The organism is Enterobacter cloacae complex sp. IR5441 (assembly GCF_049238215.1).
Classification (GTDB): domain Bacteria; phylum Pseudomonadota; class Gammaproteobacteria; order Enterobacterales; family Enterobacteriaceae; genus Enterobacter; species Enterobacter hormaechei_C.
This window is the reverse complement of the sequence record NZ_JBMKIA010000022.1, coordinates 1-17,432: the sequence shown is the minus strand read 5'-3', so window position 1 is coordinate 17,432 and position 17,432 is coordinate 1. Positions and strand designations below refer to the sequence as shown.

The following is a 17,432-nucleotide window of genomic DNA, read 5'->3' as shown; positions in this document are numbered from 1 at the left end:
GGTGCACTCCTACACAAAGCGGCAACTGATGGAGCCCATGTTGCCGTAGTCGACGTGGAAGGTGTCGCCTCTGCTGGCGGCAACCGGGCGGGTAAACGAGCCGCCGAGGATGATCTGGCCTGGCTCAAGCTGCACGTCGTATGGCGCGAGTTTGTTCGCCAGCCACGCCACGCCGTTCGCCGGGTGGTTAAGCACGCCTGCGGCGACCCCGGTCTCTTCGATCACGCCGTTGCGGTAGAGCAGGGCGGAGATCCAGCGCAGATCCAGCTCGTCGGGTTTAATCGGGCGGCCGCCGAGGATCACGCCCGCGTTGGCGGCGTTATCGGAGATGGTGTCGAACACCTTGCGCGGGCGCTGGGTTTCCGGGTCAACGTTATGGCAGCGGGCGTCGATCAGCTCCAGGGCGGGGATGACGTAATCCGTGGCGTTGTAGACGTCGAAGATCGTGCAGTTCGGGCCGCGCAGCGGTTTTGCCAGCACGAAGGCCAGCTCCACTTCGATGCGCGGGACGATAAAGCGATCCACGGGGATGTCGCTGCCGTCGTGGAAGAACATATCGTCCAGCAGCGCGCCGTAGTCCGGCTCGCTGATCTGCGAGCTGGCCTGCATCGCTTTGGAGGTGAGGCCGATCTTGTGGCCTTTCAGCACGCGGCCTTCGGCGATTTTCAGGCTCACCCATTCGCGCTGGACGGCGTAGGCGTCTTCAATGGTGATCTCCGGGTACTCCAGCGAGATCGCGCGGATCTGCTCCCGGGATTGTTCCGCCTGATGCAGGCGGTGGGCGATCAGGGTATGGGTGTGTTTGTCGAGCATGGCGTATCCTTTGTGCGGCTGTTGCCGGGTGGCGCTTCTCTTACCCGGCCTACGGTTCGGTGCTGCTGTTGCCGGGTGGCGCTGCGCTTACCCGGCCTACGGTTTGGGGCCGTTGTAGGCCCGGTAAGCGCAGCGCCACCGGGCGAGCAAACGGCTACTTAAACAACGCGTGCACGTTGTTCTGCTTGTAATTAAGCGTCGGGTGCAGCTCGTCGAGCTCGAACGACAGCGCCAGATAGCGGGCGGCCATCAGCTCTGCAAAATGCGTTTTGATCAGCGCAAACAGCATCTCCCCCACGGCTTCCCGGCTTTCCAGGCTGCGCCCCGCGCCAATCTTCAGCGTCATATGCACAAAGGCGTAATCGTGCTTACCGTCTGCCATCTGCCAGGTGTCCAGCCAGTGGGCGCGGCTGCGGATGCCGCCGATGGGGAAGATGCCCGTGGCGGCGAGCGCCTCGTTCACTTTGGCGAACAGCCCTGGCAGGTCGGCCTGCTCGCGGATGTTGTCGGTACATTCAGCAATAAAATGCGGCATGGTGGCTCCTTACGCGGGCAGCGGGAAAACGGCGTTGACCTGGCCGGTGCCGGAGCTGGCGAACAGCTCGGTGAGAAACTCCACCTTACCGTCGTATTTGTCCCAGCCGAGCATCCCCAGCAGCATCACCGTGTCGTGCATATTGCCCTCGCCGTAGCAGTAGTCGGCGTACTCCGGCAGCATGCTGCAAAACTCCTTGAACTGACCCTCGCGCCACAGCTTCACCACGCGCTCGTCCATCTGACGGTCAAACTCGCGGGTGTAGCTGTTCATCCCTTCCTCCGCGCGCTGGTCGTCGATAAAGCGGTGCGAGAGCGAGCCGCTGGCAAGCACCGCCACGGTGCCGTCGTATTTTTCGATGGCACTGATGATGGCCTCGCCAAGCCTGCGGCTGTCGGCGAAGTCGTGAACCGTGCAGAACGCCGAGATGGAGATCACTTTGAAGTGCTTATCCGCATTCATGTAGCGCATCGGCACCAGCGTGCCGTACTCCAGCTTCAGGCTCGGGATGTTGTGCGCCTTGGCGCGAACGCCAAGCTTCACCGCTTCGTCGGCAATCAGCTGGCCGAGTTCCGGGTTGCCGTCGTAGTCGTAGGTCATGTCGCGAATAAAATGCGGCAGCTCGTTGCTGGTGTAGACGCCCGAAAAATGGTCCGCGCAGTTGATGTGATACGCGCTGTTCACCAGCCAGTGGGTGTCGAAGACGATAATGGTGTCCACGCCCAGCTCGCGGCAGCGCTTGCTGATCTCTTTATGCCCGTCGATGGCCGACTGGCGGCAGCCGTGGTTTTTGCCCGGCAGTTCAGAGAGATACATTGACGGAACGTGTGTGATTTTTGCTGCCAAGGCTAATTTTCCCATGATCAGATCCCCCACTTTGGAATCGGATGGTCGCCCATGGAGATACAGACGTTCTTCATCTCCGCGAAGACCTCGAAGCTGTACTCGCCGCCCTCACGCCCGGTGCCGGAGGCCTTCACGCCGCCAAACGGCTGGCGCAGGTCGCGCACGTTCTGGGTGTTGACGAACACCATGCCCGCTTCGATGCTGCGCGCCAGACGCAGCACTTTGCTGACGTCCTGGGTCCAGATGTAAGATGCCAGGCCGTACTCCACGTCGTTCGCCAGGCGCAGCCCTTCCGCTTCGTCCTTAAACGGCAGCAGGCAGGCCACTGGCCCGAAGATCTCCTCCTGCGCCACGCGCATGCGGTTATCGACATCCGCCAGCACGGTCGGGCGCAGGAAGTTGCCGCCTTTCAGGTGCGCAGGCAGATCGGTCGGTTTGTCCGGGCCGCCCGCCAGCAGGGTTGCCCCCTCTTCAATGCCGAGGCGGATATAGCCGGAGACTTTTTCCCAGTGCTGCTGGCTGATGAGCGCGCCAATCTGGGTGTTCGGATCGGTCGGGTCGCCCACGCGCAGGCGGTTGGCGCGCTCGGCAAAGCGTTTGACGAACTCCGGGTAGATGCTCTGCTGGATGAAGATGCGCGAGCCGGCGGTGCAGCGTTCGCCGTTGATGGAGAAAATGGTGAACAGGGCGGCGTCCAGCGCGCGCTCGATGTCTGCGTCTTCGAAAATCAGCACCGGCGATTTGCCGCCCAGCTCCATGGAATACTTCTTCAGCCCGGCGTTTTTCATGATGTTGCGCCCGGTGGCGGTACCGCCGGTGAAGGAGACGGCGCGCACGTCGTGATGGCGCACCAGCGCGTCGCCCGCCGTGGCGCCATAGCCCTGCACCACGTTGAGCACGCCCGCCGGAATGCCCGCTTCGAGGGCCAGCTCGCCCAGACGGTCGGCGGTCAGCGGGGAGAGTTCAGACATCTTCAGCACCGCGGTATTCCCTAAGGCCAGGCACGGCGCGACCTTCCAGGTGGCGGTCATAAACGGCACGTTCCACGGCGACACCAGCGCGCAAACCCCCACCGGCTGCACCAGGGTGTAGTTGAGCATCTTGTCGTCGACCGGGTAGGTTTTGCCGTTCATCTGCTGGCACACCTCGGCGAAGAACTCGAAGTTGTGCGAGGCGCGCGGAATGAGCACGTTTTTGGTCTGGTGGATCGGCAGGCCGGTGTCGGCGGTTTCCATCGCGGCAATGTCCGGCACGTTCTGGTCAATCAGATCCCCCAGGCGACGCATCAGGCGCGCGCGCTCCTTCATCGGCAGGTTGGCCCATTTCGGAAACGCCTCTTTGGCGGCGGCAACGGCCTGATGGATTTCGGCTTCGCCGCCGGAGGCCACTTCTGCCAGCACCTCGCCGGAGGCCGGGTTAGTGGTTTGGAAGTACTCACTTCCGGCGACGTTTTTACCGTTGATCCAGTGGTTAATCTTTTTCATTTTGCAGTCTCCTCACTGACAATTCGGTTTACCAGACGGCCTACGCCTTCCACTTCCACCACCACCTCATCGCCCGGCACCACGTCGGACAGCCCCTTCGGCGTGCCGGTGGCAATCATGTCGCCCGGTTGCAGGGTCATAAAATCGCTCAGATACGCAATCAAGTAGGGGATGCTGAAGATCAGGTCTGCCGTGGTGCCTTCCTGACGCAGTTCACCGTTGACGTAGGTGCGAAGACGAAGGTTGTGCGGGTCAGGAATGGCTTCTTTTGGCACCACGTTCGGGCTGATGGGGGTCAGCCCGTCGCGGCTTTTCACCCGCAGGTTCGGGCGATAGTAGTTTTCGAGATAATCGCGGATGGCGTAGTCGTTGCACACCGTGTAGCCCGCAACATAGTCCATCGCCTCGGCTTCGCTGACCTTGCGCGCGGTTTTGCCGATGACCACCACCAGCTCGGCTTCGTAATGCATGTACTCGATATTGTTCGGGCGCACCGACGTCTGGTTGTCGCCGTTAAAGGTATTCGGCGCTTTGATAAACACCAGCGGCTCGGTGGGTGGCTTGAAGTCCAGCTCGCTGGCGTGGTCGGCATAGTTCAGACCGAGGGCAAACAGCGTGGCGTGCGGCGGCGTGCGCGAAGCGATGGCAACGTCGCGTTCCTCCACCACCGGGTTTTCCAGCGGCGGAAATCCTTCTGCCAGAATACGTACCCGATCGCCCGGGCGAACTTCGACGCGGCTTTGCGGAGTGCCGAGCAATATCGCATCGCCGGGGTTCAGGGTTGCAAATTCGCTCAGGGCGCTCAGCAGTTCGGCGGCGTTGCGGTGCAGATCGGCCGTGTTCCAGTGGTCCGCTTCGCGGCCGTTGATCTCGGTGATGATGGTCAGATTATCCACATTATCAACGGCGACAGGTTCGCCGAGCGGGCAAAATCCATCCCGGCATTTGGCTTTGATCGCCGGACGGTAGAAGCTCTCTTCCGGCAGGCTGATTTCGTTAGCCAGCGCGTAGCCGGCGATGTACGCCGCCGCCTCTTCAACGCGTACTTTGCTGGCGGTTTTGCCCACCACCAGCGCCACCGTCGCGCCGCTTAACACGGTTTCTCCCTGCGGGAAGGGAATCGGTTCGCCTGCGCGGATAACAGTGTTATGTGGCTTGATAAACCACACCGCCGTTTTTGGCGGCGCGTTATAGGGGGCTTTTTCAAACGCCTCAGCCCAGGCCACACGCTGGCTTTGGTGGTTTAGCGCTACGGCAAAAACAGTACCTTTCATTCCCATACTCCTCAAACCGGCTGTCCGGTTTTGATTTCATTAATATGTTAATGATCTGGTTTTATGCTTTTGCTGTTCGTTTCGCAATCAGAAGTGAATAATTTGTGATGCAAATAACAATAAATTTACATAAAAGGGTGAATTGATATTTAAATCAATAAGTTAAAAAAATAGCTTTGTTTCTGTTAGACTTTTTGGGTTAAAACGTGTTGTCTATAAAAGCATCTGTTTTTAATTGTTTATTTGTTAATGATGTAAGGGGTAGATGATGCATGACTCATTAACCATCGCGCTGTTGCAGGCGCGTGAAGCGGCGATGGGCTACTTCCGCCCGATAGTGAAGCGGCATAATCTGACCGAGCAGCAGTGGCGTATCGTCCGCGTGCTGGCCGAGCATCCCTCCATGGATTTTCACGATCTGGCGTTCCGCACCTGTATTTTGCGCCCAAGCCTGACCGGCATTCTGACGCGGATGGAGCGCGACGGTCTGGTGCTGCGCTTAAAACCGGTGACTGACCAGCGCAAGCTGTACGTGTCGCTGACGAAAGAAGGCAACGCGCTGTACCAGCGTGCTCAGGCTCAGGTGGAAGAGGCGTACCAGCAGATAGAGGCGGAATATACGCCTGAGAAGATGAAGCAGCTCACGGCGCTGCTGGAAGAGTTTATTGAACTTGGAAACCGACATATCGCCGCGAGGGACGAAGCGTAAAAACCCTAAATTCCAGGATGATTTTCGTAAAGTTTTCTCATGCCAGGCCGAATATTCTGTATCTGCCTGAGGAAAGAGAAAACATGTTAAACCGAATCAAGATTGTCACCAGCTTACTGCTGGTTTTAGCGATATTTGGCCTTTTACAACTCACGTCTGGTGGTCTTTTCTTCAATGCCCTGAAGCATGACAAAGAGAATTTCACCATCCTGCAAACCATTCGCCAGCAACAATCCACCCTGAACGGTAGCTGGGTGGCGCTGCTGCAAACCCGTAACACCCTGAACCGCGCGGGTATCCGCTATATGATGGATCAGAACAATATCGGCAGCGGCTCAACCGTCGCCGAGCTGATGCAGATTGCCTCTGCGTCTCTGAAACAGGCGGAAAAAAACTGGGCGGATTACGAAGCGCTGCCGCGCGACCCGCGTCAGAGCGACGCTGCGGCACTGGAAATCAAACGTAATTACGATATTTACCATGGCGCGCTGGCTGAGCTGATCCAGCTGCTGGGGGCGGGCAAAATCAATGAGTTCTTCGACCAGCCGACCCAGAGCTATCAGGATGGCTTTGAGAAGCAGTACGTCAACTACCTGCAACAGAACGACGCGCTGTATCAGACCGCGGTTGAAGACAGCAACAGCTCTTACCGCCAGGCTATCTGGGTGCTGATTAGCGTGCTGGCTGCGGTGCTGGTGGTGATTGTTGCCGTCTGGCTGGGTATTCGTCAGGCGCTAATTTCGCCGCTGAACCGTCTGATTGACAGCATTCGTCATATCGCCAGCGGCGACCTGGTGAAGCGCATCGACGTGGAAGGCTCCAACGAGATGGGTGTACTGGCTGACTCCCTGCGCCATATGCAGGGCGAGCTGGTGCGTACCGTGGGTGACGTGCGTAACGGCGCCAACGCCATTTACAGCGGTGCGAGCGAAATCTCGATGGGCAATAACGATCTCTCATCCCGTACCGAACAGCAGGCTGCCTCTCTGGAAGAGACCGCCGCCAGCATGGAACAGCTGACTGCCACCGTGAAGCAGAACGCCGAGAACGCCCGTCAGGCGAGCAACCTGGCGCTGAGCGCGTCTGAAACCGCGCAGAAAGGCGGCAAGGTGGTGGATAACGTGGTGCAGACCATGCGTGACATCGCCGGCAGTTCGCAGAAAATCGCCGATATCATCAGCGTGATCGACGGGATTGCCTTCCAGACCAATATTCTGGCGCTGAACGCGGCGGTAGAAGCGGCGCGTGCGGGCGAGCAGGGGCGTGGTTTTGCGGTGGTTGCAGGTGAAGTCCGAAACTTGGCGCAGCGCAGCGCGCAGGCGGCTCGCGAGATCAAGAGCCTGATTGAAGACTCCGTGGGGCGCGTGGAAATTGGTTCAACGCTTGTTGAAAGCGCGGGTGAAACCATGGGTGAGATCGTGAATGCGGTAACGCGCGTGACGGATATCATGGGCGAAATCGCGTCTGCGTCTGACGAGCAGAGCCGCGGTATTGACCAGGTTGGGCTGGCGGTGGCTGAGATGGATCGCGTGACCCAGCAGAACGCCTCGCTGGTGGAAGAGTCTGCGGCGGCGGCCGCGGCACTGGAAGAGCAGGCGAGCCGTCTGACGCAGGCCGTTGCGGTGTTCCGTATTCAGCAGGAACAGATGAAGGCGCGCGAGTTCGCCTCGGCGAAAAGCGTTGCCGCACCGGTAGTGGCGCGTAAACCGGCGACCGCAGACGCGGGCGATAACTGGGAAACGTTCTGACGCTGTGCGTTTCGCCGGGTAGCGGCTGCGCCTGACCCGGCCTACGGATTGTGCGTTTCGCCGGGTGGCGGCTGCGCCTTACCCGGCCTACGGATTGTGCGTTTCGCCGGGTGGCGGCTACGCCTTACCCGGCCGGCGGAATTGGGTTTTGTAGACCCGGTAAGCGCAGCGCCACCGGGCGATCTTACAGAGGCAGGCGCATGGCGCAGCGGGAACCATACGCTAAACCGTGCGCCGTCTCTTCCTCGCGTTTCTGGCGCAGTTCCGGCGTCAGCGTCGTCATCATTTCAAACCCTAATCGCCTGTAGAAGGGCGCATTCCACGGGACATCACGAAACGTCGTTAACGTCAGCGAGTTCAGCCCCAGACTGCGGGCATGCGCGGCGGCACGGGCGATTAACTGGCGTCCAAGACCTCGTCCCTGCCAGTCCAGGTGAACCGACAGTTCCACAATAAACAGCGACGATGGATGAGCTTCGGCGAGAATAAAACCCACGGGCCTGTCGTCAGCCAGCGCCAGCCAGCTTAATCCGCGTCCGGCGTAACCGAGGTGATCTTCAACAGAAATAACCTCATTGTCTGCCAGCCAGGCCAGCTCAGGAACGTCGCGAAACCGCTGCCCCGCCGCGCGTTCAATGGCGGGCAGGGCAGCGACGTTGTCGAGGCGCGTCGGGCGAAGAGTGAACGCCGTCATCAGCCAGCGCTGCTCACAATTTTAATCTCCACCATGCCGATCCCCAGCTTGCGCGGAGCGTGACCGAGAATATTCCCTTCGTTAGTGGACTGCGGATCGGGTGGCACAATGACCAGCGTATTGCTGCGCGTTGGGTTATCGAAATGCAGCGTGCTGGTGGTGACATCGTTGCTCAGCGTCAGCGTCTGTTCTTTATCACCGACGCGCACCGGTATAGGACGGTTTGCGTTGGGACCAAATGCCCTGGCGGTGATCACCAGATCGAATTTCTCCGGAAGCGGATGGGTATACTCAATTTTCACCTCATCGCCCAACTGCGCGTTAGACCAGCGCCCCCAGGATTCCGGCCGTGAAATACCGCTGAACTGCTTCACCTCTTCCGGCGCGCCGGCAACATTAAAGATGAAGCTGTCTGCTTTATAACGAATGTCGTTGTCGACGATTTTCAGCAGGTCTACGTTGCGCTGATAGCGTGCGGTATCAATAATCGTATCTTTAAACGCGGTTTTTCCCTGCCACTGCGGTTTGTCAACGTGTTGCACGGTCTGCTCGCCGCCGAGTTGCCCCTGAGAAACGCACCAGTCGGTGGACAGCGACAGCTGTTGCGACCAGAGCTGGCCCATTTTGTAGCATTTGTCGACCCAGACGAAATTATCGCGCGGGACAAATTCCGCCAGCTGGAAGCGCAGTGGCGCGGAGTATTCGCTTTCCGGCAGCGGCTCGACGCGGTTATCCGACACGCGCAGCAGCAGCGGCAGGCGGAAATGGCTGCCGGAGAACGCGATCATTTTTTTATCCTGATCGATGGTGAAGTCTTTTATCTCTTTCGGGAAGTTCCACAGACGAATGATATCCGGCTTCCAGGCGAGGATTTTTTCCTTCATGTTGAGGAAGATTTCCGACAGGGACTGGCCCGACAGCGTACTGCGACCCAGGCCAATGAAGTTATCGCCACCCAGAATATCCAGCACGGTAGCGCCGTTATCCATCGAGTTACGTTTAGCGGCAATGATCTCCTGCTGCGGTTTATCGCCGCGCAGCACAAAGAACAGGTTGCTGCGATCCAGCTTATTCAGCTCATCCCAGGCGCTGTTTTTCATCGCCAGATGGTCAGATGAGACGACGATGACCGTATTTTTGAAATACGGCGACGCTTTGATTTTCTCGATTAACGCCGCGATATGCTCCTGGCTACAGGTCACGGCGCTGAACGACTTGTTGTTTTTACCGTCAATGTCATAGCCCTGACGTTTACAGGTGCGTGAGACGAAACCATCCGGATGATGCGTGTCAACGGTCAACGCAAACAGCGAGAAGCGTTTACCGGCGCGGGAAAGCTCCTCGAATTTCTTCCAGGTTTCATCCAGAACGGTATCGTCGTAAAAGCCCCAGTCGTTGCGGTAGGCCGGATCGGCCACCGTGGTTTTCAGCTCTTCGGAACCATACAAGTGATCGAAACCGTGGGATTTCAGGAACACATCTTTCCCGGCAAAGCGCAGGTTAGCGCCCTGCATAAAGTAGTTTTCATAGCCCGAGTTTTTCAGGATATCGCCGAGGCAAATGTTCTGCGGGAAGAAGCTCGACATCGAGGCGGAGGCGTTGCCTTCAAACGGGGCAAACAGCGGAATGCCGCACTGGGAGGCCACCATCCCTGCGATGGTGTAATCCGTGCCAGGGAGCTGCATGGTGTGGCTGAAGTCGAGGCCCTGGTTTTTCAGTGCGCCAAGCTCTGGCGTCAGGTTCGGGAAAGCATCGTTATCAAAATAGGTGCGTTCCAGACTTTCGCCGTAGATATAGACCAGGTTGAGTCTGGGATTGTCGATCTTCTTCGAGGGTTCTTTGTAATAGGCCGCAAAGTCCGGATCGCCATCGCGCGACTGGGATTTTACCAGCTCGGTAATTTGATGGAATGCCGGGCTGGCATCCACGGAGGCCAGCGCCAGGCACAGCGCCAGCAGGCTGTAGCCATGATGATGCGGACGGTGACGGCGACGGCGCAGAACCCAGGCCAGCGCGGCGAAGATGCCCACCAGGGCGACCACCAGCCCCAGACCCGGAAGGATGTACTTACCCACACCAGCGCCGGTCAGGCTGTTGGTCAACGTGTAGAGCACCGCGTCGTTAATACCGTCGCCGGTAAAGTAATCGCTGGCATATAACGTAATGTTTAAAACAATAAAAATGCCGAGCACCACCAGGGTGGCCACAAACCACCAGGTGTGACGACCGGCTTTCCAGGCATAAACGCCGATGGAAGCCAGGAAAAGGACAAGGGACATTAACTCTGACAACAGCAGATCCTCATCATGCCGGACGCTTAGCCGGCTAATTGCTTATTTTTTGGGTAATACAATGTAATTGCGATGTCGCTTAGCTGCAATTTTAGTGTCACGAAAGTGTGCTGTTGTTAGGATTTGGTTTATAAAATCGGATTTTTGAATACAGTCGCATCGTGGCACACGGAGGCTGAGGTGGTGGCAGGGGGTAAAAAAACGCACTTCACGCCGCGGTGTAAGACTAACGTAATAAACCCGGCGTGTTGTTGCAGAAAATGGGAGGCGATCAGGAGAGGAAATTAACGCCTTGTTTCAGCACCAGATCGCAGGCTTTCGTTTTCACCTGTTTCGCCAGAGATGAATTTCCAAGGGTGCTGAGGTTCAGCTGCTGGCCATTTTGCGCGTTCAGCAGACCCTGAATACCGTCCATATAGTTGGTGTCCACTTTCTGCTCCTGGGTGTCCAGACCCAGTTTACCCAGCACCTGGTTTTTGATGTTTTCGGTATCGGTAACGGAAGCCAGTTTCTGCTTCGCGCAGTATTCCAGAATGCCCGCCGCGTTGTTCATCGTTCCGGCGCTCAGGCTTTGGGAGCTGTTACTCAGCAGGCCGGTGAGGGACGAGGCTGACAGCCCGCCCTGGGAAGTGCCGCTCTCTTTGGTTAACTCACTTGCTGCGCTGGAGAGCGACTCCTGCCATGATGCGGCCTGCGCTGCGCCAGTCACCAGCAGGGCGCCAGTAAGGATGCTGATAAGAAACTGTTTTTTCATAATGATTTACTCAACAAGGTCCGTTTTGGGCCAAAAGTGGGTTCAGTATATACCTCTGCTCTTCCGGTGCTCCCTGGAAATATCTTAATACTCTTTGCCGGTGACGCGGCTGCGATAGCTGTCCCAGTCGAAGATGACGTACAGGCTGTTACCCAGCTTCATGCGATCCATCACCCGCTCGCCAAGAAGTCGGGTCATCTCGTCGATATTGTGGTTCGTCAGCATACCGGTTGGGCGTTTTGACGACGAACGGCGATCGACAATCTGGTTGATGATCACTTTTTCGTAGCGGGACTCCGTCTGGACGCCGATCTCGTCGATGACCAGCAAATCCACGTTACTCAAATCATTCAGCAGCTGTTCTTCGCTGGTTTCGCGGTTACTGAATGTGTCCTTCATGGCGGACATAATATCGGCCACGGTGATAATCAGCACTGACTTCCCGCGCAGCAGCAGCTCGTTGCAGATAGCGGCCGCAAGGTGATTTTTCCCCGTGCCGGGTTTTCCGCTAAAGATGAAGCTGGCAATGTTGCCGTCAAATTCATCCACGTACTGGCGCGCCTGGTTGAGGGCGTTCATCTGCCCCTGTGACTCGACCTTATAATTCTCGAAGGAGCAGTTCTGGTGCAGAGGGCGAATGCCCGAGCGGTTAAAGGTGCGCTGCATTTTCATCGCGCGGTTTTCGCGGGCGAGGGCAGCCGCGCGAATTTTACCTTGCTCTTTTTGCCATGCCAGCAGCTCTTCACCGGTGGTGAAGGCGGGCTTCACGTTTGCGGGCATCATCTTCTGCAAACGTTTCATCAGGTCGCCGACGTTTTTCATTTCGCACCTCGGAATCCATCAGGGATTTTTTTGTCCGGTTCTGAAAAGGCATTGATATCACGTTTTGGCTGGCCATTGTTGCTGGCGCGGTTGATTTGCAGACTGCGCGCGAACTTTTGCTGCCACTGAACATGGTGGAAGACTTTTCCTTCAGCCTGCCAGTAAGCGGTAAAGGCCGCCAGCTCTTCTGGCGTCGCGGGCTGCGCGAGGGCTATTCCCCATAAGGCCGCCTGCCGCTGAAAATCGGCGTCCGGCTGCCAACCGGCGTACATGGGAAATTTCCCCATTGGAACGGCCACCGGGGCGCTGGCGGGTTCGTCAAAAAACTGATTATCCAGCATGACATCGCTCGCCGGACGCGACAGCTTCGCTTCAATTTCCAGAAGCTGCGCCAGACGTTCCGGCGTGACCGCATAAAACGCCGGGGCGTTGTCGGCAAATACCGCGAGCGTGCCGCCTTCGGCGTGCGTCAACACACCGCGAGGATCGCGCATAAAGGCATCGATGCCAGCAATGCTGGTGGTCAGGATTCTGGAGGACATAACACTTTCTCAACTGATTACTACGGGCGTGATTGAGGGTTATGGTAGCACAGAGAGAGGAGAGGAAAGGAGAGGATTTCCCCGGCGGCGTTACGCTTACCGGGGCTAAAATCACAGGCGGCAGTTTACGCGATGATGTTCAGCGTCACGTCGATATTGCCGCGCGTCGCGTTAGAGTACGGACAGACGATATGCGCTGCATCCACCAGTTTTTTGGCTTCCGCTGCATCCATCCCTTCAACGTGGATGTTCAGCTTCGCTTCGATACCAAAACCGGTTGGCAGCGGGCCAATCCCCACTTCGCCTTCAATAAAGGCGTCTTTTGGCAGAGCGAATTTGTCGCGTGCCGCAACGAACTTCATTGCGCCCAGGAAGCAGGCGGAGTAGCCCGCAGCGAACAGCTGTTCAGGGTTGGTTACTTCACCCCCCATGCCGCCCATCTCTTTTGGCACACCCAGTTTGACATCCAGAACGCCATCGGAAGACGTTGCGCGGCCATCACGGCCTCCGGTTGCTTTGGCTTTGGCAGTGTAGACAACTTTTTCTAAAGACATGGCAGGTTCCTCATCTTACGTTTATATGCACTATTAAATAGCGCGCGATGTATTAAGTTAGAATCAGACGCGTAAAGTATAGCCTTACGCGCGATGAAGCTGTTGGCGCAAAAGTTCGAGCTGTTGCTTGAGCGCCAGCATGGTGTCGGTATCACACTGCGCTGCACAGCCCACGGCGTGGGGTATCGTCACGGCCTGCTGTTGCAGCGCCCGACCCGCGTCGCTCAGGGTGACGGCGACCTGACGCTCATCCTGACGGGAACGCTGGCGGAAGATTAATCCTGCGCTTTCCAGGCGTTTCAGCAGGGGAGTCAGCGTGGCGGAATCCAGGAACAGCCGCTCGCCAATGTCTGACACCGTAATATCATCCTGCTCCCACAGCACCAGCATCACCAGGTATTGCGGATAGGTCAGGTTAAGCGGCGCCAGCAGTTGCCGGTAAAGCTTGTTAAGCGCCAGATTTGCCGAATAGAGGGCAAAACAGAGCTGGTTATCCAGCAGAAGCGCGTTGGTAGTGTCGTTCGTTTTTGCGTCCATGAAATGAATATAGATAGCGCACGATACAATTGCAAGCGATTTTATTATACGCGTGGACGTTTGCGGTAAAGCCATAATCCGGGGATCGACAGGCCGATGGAGAGCGCGCCCACAATCGACGAGGCTTTAAGGAAATTGCTCAGAAGCAGGATCATCTGCGGTTCGCTGTAGCCAAAGTGGCTGATTTTGACGGCGGAGATCATCGCCGTATAGGCTGAAATGCCCGGGAACATAGGAATGACTGCCGCCACGGTGAACACTTTCGGGTGCGCCAGATACCAGCGGGACCACTGAATACCGATGCTGCCGACCAGCATGGAGGCGATAAACGTCGACCATTCGATATTAAAGCCCGAGGTCATCATGATCATACGTGAGCCGTGGCCAATGGCACCCAGCAGCGCACACCAGGGTAATGCACGCTGTGGGACGTTAAACACCATCGCAAAGCCAACGGCGGGAAGGGCTGCCAGGAGCATGTCCTGCGCCAGTGCGAGCAGAAAATCCATCACGCCCATCCGCGTAACCCCCAGAGTGTCATGGCCATTACCACCCCGATACAGGTCGCCAGCGTCAGCAGGCTGGCTATCGCCCAGCGCGCCAGACCGGTGTTGATGTGGCCTTTGAACATATCAGCGACGGCGTTGATTAAGGGAAAACCCGGCACCAGCAGCAATACGCTGGCGGCCATCGCAACAGTAGGCGTGCTGGCGAAGTAAGGCTGGCGCAAAAGCAGGCCGGATACGGTTGTCGCCACGAACGCCGTGATGCAGAAGTTAATTTGCGGATGCAGTTGCCTGTGCGTCAACAACTGGCGGACATACATCGCGATGCTGCTGGCAAAGAAGGTCACGACAGCGCCGTCCCAGCCGCCCGCGTTGAGCTTGCAGAAGCAGGCGCAGGAGAGTCCCACCATCAGCACAACCAGCCAGCGTGGATACCGGAGAGGTTTGATCTGGTTGAAGCGTTTCTCTATCTCCCTCAGATCGAGCAGCTTGTGTTCAGCAAGGATCACGATGTGCTGCACTTCCGTCACGACGTGCATGTTAATGCCGCGGTCATGATTTTTACGGGTGGAGGTCAGGCACTGTCCGTCTTTAATGGTGGTCAGCACAATGGCATTTGACGAGATGGAGCTCTCAACGCTGTCCATCCCCAGCGCCAGCCCAAGGCGTGTGGAAAGTTCTTCCACGAGGGCGCTTTCTGCCCCGTGTTGTAAGAGAAAAAGCCCGCACTGAATACATAGCCGCGTGGTAGCACGTTGCGTAGACCGATCTGCCTGCATGAAACGCCCTGAAGAGAAGAGAGATTGCTTACTTTTAACACAAAGGGCCGGGCCCTTTGCGCTGGGCCAGATCAACATTTGTGCAATTAGTCGCGTGAGCAGGGGGAGAAAACTGCACTTTCTATTTATTTAATGAATATAAAAATAGAGATTTATAAAGACAATATATTAAGTATTTCTAATTTCATATTTTCAATCTTTTCACGCAATCTTAATTAAAGTTTTGTGGTCTTTATGCGATATTAAGCCAGTATTGGGCGTTTCTTAACCCATGTGACATTTCTTCTGATTTGCGAGTATTAAGCCGTTTTGTACTGAGGGATGCAAGCGTGTTTAAACTCGTAGGGTTAGTTCGTTCTTAAATAATGAATTTATGACAGGGAGGGTCTATGTTGCCATTGAATGGTAAACACGGAGTGGTGATTAGTAGAGTGCCGGTTATGCAAAATGGGCTAGGTGGCGTCATGACGCGTCATTTTCCTGATTTTGAAATAACGTACTGCCGTTCGATGCAGGAGTTGACGCTACTACAATTGCGTCGCGCTGGGGTCGTTATTGCCGATATTTCAGGTGAGTATCGTAATCCTCGCGGCACGCTTGAGCAGTATTATGGATTAATGAATCAGTATCGGGACATTCACTGGATATTCCTTGTCTCGCGTCCCCTTTATCCACTTGCAGTAGAGCTTCTTATGCGTCCGGAAAGCACGCTGCTTTCGGATATGGAACCGATCGAAGGCGTTATTAACGCTATTCGCGCGGGCAGTGAACGTGCTGAGCGAATAAGCCAGACGTTATTAATACCGGAAACGTCCGATATTGAAGAGGAGAGTGAGCAAATGATTGCACTCACTCACTCTGAACGCAAGGTGTTGCGTTTACTCGGTAAAGGTTGGGGAATCAACCAAATTGCCACGCTGCTGAATAAAAGTAATAAAACGATCAGTGCACAGAAAAACAGTGCAATGCGCCGCTTATCACTTCGCAGTAATGCCGATATGTACGCGTGGATAAGCAGTACCCAGGGAATGCGAGAACTCAGTTTAATGTCGGCTTATGGAGAGTTTGAGGAATGGAAAAGACCACTGCAACAAGACATATCGCCGTCATCGAAAGCTGCTCAATGAGCGCTGTAGGGCTGAAGCATCTCTTTGCGATGCCCGCCCTGAGCCATTACCATGTGCACCTGTTTAGCAGATTCGCCAGCTTTAAAGCGGCGCTCTCGGATATCTCATTCTATGCGGTTATCTATTCACTGTCTGATGAGCGTGAAGAGCGGAGAAACTGTCTGGCCTGTTTACGGGATCTCACCTTCACCCACAGCGACGTCCAGCGTATCGTGCTGGCCTCAGACGAAATGGAGGCGAGGCTGGTCAGCCATCTTTCGCCTTCTCGCTTGCATGGGATAATCAGTAAATCGGTTCCGCTAAAACAGCTAATGGAGGGGCTGGAGACATTACTCAGCGAAACGCATCAGGTGAATGACAACATGTACAATCACTGGTGTGTTAGCCAGAATCGTATGTTAAGCCCAACCGAAAGGGCAATACTGCGTTATATGTCATCGGGTTTTTCAATCCCTGAAATTGCGGCGCAGCTTGAACGCAATATTAAAACCATCCGGACGCATAAGTTTAACGCAATGGTAAAGCTGGGCGTCAATTCTGACGTGGGATTACTGGATGCGGCGGATATCCTGGCGCATCTCCCTGCCCGGGAAGTGCGTCGTTCAGCTCTCACCGTTCCTTCATTCTCTCAGCGTTAAGTGGTGCGCCAGAGTTCTTCTGGCGCAACGTTTAGATGCAGACATCGACACATTTTGCTGCGGTCAGCTCCGCCATTCTGTCGGGCGATATACGCACCGCACTGTGGATGGCACCCGCTGCGGGTAACACTTCCGCGTACTGTTTTAATGTGATGTCACAGTAAACAGAGAGCGGATTTTCCAGTCCGAAAGGGCAGACGCCGCCAACAGGATGACCCGTCAGGGTGACGACCTCATCGCTGCTGAGCATGCGGGCTTTTGCGCCGAATGTCTCTTTAAGCTTTTTGTTATCCAGACGCGCATCGCCTTTTGCAACCACCAGAATCACGTCATTTTTAATTTTCAGTGACAGCGTTTTGGCAATTTGGCCGGGTTCAACGTTGTGCGCGGCAGCAGCAAGGGCAACAGTCGCTGTGCTTTGGTTAAGCTCAATGATCTCTATATCCGGAGCGTGTTCGGCAAAAAACTGTTGTACAGACTGCAAACTCATTGATTCCTCCTGACAAATATCCTGCGTAATCTGTCATAAGAATTTAGTCGCTGTAAATATCCCTTAAGTAACAAATATCCGTCAGGGGCGATTTCTGGATCGCCTTCACATTCACAGAAACCGGTTACAGTAACCGGTTGCAGAGCGTGATGCAGAGATTAATACTAAGTGCTGATGAATCCCCTAATGATTTTGGTAAAAATCATTAAGTTAAGGTGGATACACATCTTGTCATATGATCAAATGGTTTCGCGAAAAATCAATAATCAGACAACAAGATGTGCGAACT

19 protein-coding genes are annotated in these 17,432 nt (G+C 55.9%); 4 read left to right on the top strand and 15 right to left on the bottom strand.

Going from position 1 to position 17,432, the window contains the following annotated elements:
- Nucleotides 1-9: 9 nt before the first annotated feature.
- The 5 genes from hpaH to hpaG all read right to left on the bottom strand — a co-directional run bounded on the left by hpaH (nt 10) and on the right by hpaG (nt 4,952).
- The gene (gene hpaH / locus ACOTX5_RS19200; protein WP_015572593.1) at nt 10-813 is read right to left on the bottom strand and encodes a 2-oxo-hept-4-ene-1,7-dioate hydratase; all 804 of its coding nucleotides are present in this window, start codon (nt 811-813) and stop codon (nt 10-12) included.
- A 154-nt stretch (nt 814-967) separates the two neighbouring features.
- Nucleotides 968-1,348, bottom strand: a complete 381-nt coding sequence (locus ACOTX5_RS19195; protein ID WP_023303044.1) for a 5-carboxymethyl-2-hydroxymuconate Delta-isomerase — start codon at nt 1,346-1,348, stop codon at nt 968-970.
- A 9-nt stretch (nt 1,349-1,357) separates the two neighbouring features.
- The gene (gene hpaD / locus ACOTX5_RS19190) at nt 1,358-2,209 is read right to left on the bottom strand and encodes a 3,4-dihydroxyphenylacetate 2,3-dioxygenase (RefSeq protein WP_033486716.1); all 852 of its coding nucleotides are present in this window, start codon (nt 2,207-2,209) and stop codon (nt 1,358-1,360) included.
- 2 nt (nt 2,210-2,211) lie between these two features.
- Nucleotides 2,212-3,678 (bottom strand): 5-carboxymethyl-2-hydroxymuconate semialdehyde dehydrogenase, encoded by a 1,467-nt coding sequence (gene hpaE / locus ACOTX5_RS19185; protein ID WP_017383848.1) that lies wholly within the window; start codon nt 3,676-3,678, stop codon nt 2,212-2,214.
- A complete protein-coding gene (hpaG, locus tag ACOTX5_RS19180; protein WP_032670602.1) occupies nt 3,675-4,952 on the bottom strand; it encodes a 4-hydroxyphenylacetate degradation bifunctional isomerase/decarboxylase in 1,278 nt (425 codons plus the stop codon). Before hpaG ends, hpaE begins: the two co-directional genes overlap by 4 nt.
- Before the next feature lie 268 nt (nt 4,953-5,220).
- On the opposite strand from hpaG, the gene hpaR reads away from it, so the two are divergent.
- Nucleotides 5,221-5,661 carry a homoprotocatechuate degradation operon regulator HpaR gene (gene hpaR / locus ACOTX5_RS19175; protein WP_017383846.1) on the top strand — a complete coding sequence of 147 codons (441 nt, stop codon included), beginning with the start codon at nt 5,221-5,223 and terminating at the stop codon, nt 5,659-5,661.
- A gap of 83 nt (nt 5,662-5,744) precedes the next feature.
- Nucleotides 5,745-7,409 carry a methyl-accepting chemotaxis protein gene (gene tsr, locus ACOTX5_RS19170; RefSeq protein ID WP_017383845.1) on the top strand — a complete coding sequence of 555 codons (1,665 nt, stop codon included), beginning with the start codon at nt 5,745-5,747 and terminating at the stop codon, nt 7,407-7,409.
- Nucleotides 7,410-7,593: 184 nt separating this feature from the next.
- Here the strand turns inward: tsr and ACOTX5_RS19165 are convergent, their stop codons facing one another.
- The 9 genes from ACOTX5_RS19165 to ACOTX5_RS19125 form a co-directional block, all read right to left on the bottom strand.
- Nucleotides 7,594-8,103, bottom strand: a complete 510-nt coding sequence (locus ACOTX5_RS19165) for a GNAT family N-acetyltransferase (RefSeq protein WP_015572601.1) — start codon at nt 8,101-8,103, stop codon at nt 7,594-7,596.
- Nucleotides 8,103-10,394 (bottom strand): phosphatidylglycerol--membrane-oligosaccharide glycerophosphotransferase, encoded by a 2,292-nt coding sequence (opgB, locus tag ACOTX5_RS19160; RefSeq protein ID WP_047726795.1) that lies wholly within the window; start codon nt 10,392-10,394, stop codon nt 8,103-8,105. Before opgB ends, ACOTX5_RS19165 begins: the two co-directional genes overlap by 1 nt.
- 271 nt (nt 10,395-10,665) lie before the next feature.
- A complete protein-coding gene (locus ACOTX5_RS19155; protein WP_045911298.1) occupies nt 10,666-11,148 on the bottom strand; it encodes a DUF2501 domain-containing protein in 483 nt (160 codons plus the stop codon).
- Nucleotides 11,149-11,232: 84 nt separating this feature from the next.
- Nucleotides 11,233-11,970, bottom strand: a complete 738-nt coding sequence (gene dnaC, locus ACOTX5_RS19150) for a DNA replication protein DnaC (protein ID WP_003856580.1) — start codon at nt 11,968-11,970, stop codon at nt 11,233-11,235.
- Nucleotides 11,967-12,512, bottom strand: a complete 546-nt coding sequence (dnaT, locus tag ACOTX5_RS19145) for a primosomal protein DnaT (RefSeq protein ID WP_003856579.1) — start codon at nt 12,510-12,512, stop codon at nt 11,967-11,969. Before dnaT ends, dnaC begins: the two co-directional genes overlap by 4 nt.
- Before the next feature lie 125 nt (nt 12,513-12,637).
- Entirely contained in the window at nt 12,638-13,066 is a 429-nt protein-coding gene (locus ACOTX5_RS19140; RefSeq protein WP_003856578.1) for an organic hydroperoxide resistance protein, read from the bottom strand.
- Nucleotides 13,067-13,150: 84 nt separating this feature from the next.
- Nucleotides 13,151-13,603 (bottom strand): MarR family winged helix-turn-helix transcriptional regulator, encoded by a 453-nt coding sequence (locus ACOTX5_RS19135; protein ID WP_015572604.1) that lies wholly within the window; start codon nt 13,601-13,603, stop codon nt 13,151-13,153.
- 44 nt (nt 13,604-13,647) lie between these two features.
- Complete coding sequence (locus ACOTX5_RS19130; RefSeq protein ID WP_015572605.1) at nt 13,648-14,121, bottom strand: threonine/serine exporter; 474 nt, start codon at nt 14,119-14,121, stop codon at nt 13,648-13,650.
- A complete protein-coding gene (locus ACOTX5_RS19125; protein WP_017383842.1) occupies nt 14,112-14,888 on the bottom strand; it encodes a threonine/serine ThrE exporter family protein in 777 nt (258 codons plus the stop codon). Before ACOTX5_RS19125 ends, ACOTX5_RS19130 begins: the two co-directional genes overlap by 10 nt.
- A 389-nt stretch (nt 14,889-15,277) precedes the next feature.
- On the opposite strand from ACOTX5_RS19125, the gene ACOTX5_RS19120 reads away from it, so the two are divergent.
- Entirely contained in the window at nt 15,278-16,015 is a 738-nt protein-coding gene (locus ACOTX5_RS19120) for a helix-turn-helix transcriptional regulator (protein ID WP_017383841.1), read from the top strand.
- Nucleotides 16,012-16,653 carry a DNA-binding transcriptional activator BglJ gene (gene bglJ, locus ACOTX5_RS19115; RefSeq protein WP_058687070.1) on the top strand — a complete coding sequence of 214 codons (642 nt, stop codon included), beginning with the start codon at nt 16,012-16,014 and terminating at the stop codon, nt 16,651-16,653. The genes ACOTX5_RS19120 and bglJ overlap by 4 nt, the downstream gene beginning before the upstream one ends.
- Before the next feature lie 31 nt (nt 16,654-16,684).
- Here bglJ and ACOTX5_RS19110 read toward each other — a convergent pair whose 3' ends face one another.
- A complete protein-coding gene (locus tag ACOTX5_RS19110) occupies nt 16,685-17,143 on the bottom strand; it encodes a YbaK/EbsC family protein (RefSeq protein ID WP_045911297.1) in 459 nt (152 codons plus the stop codon).
- Nucleotides 17,144-17,432: the final 289 nt, after the last annotated feature.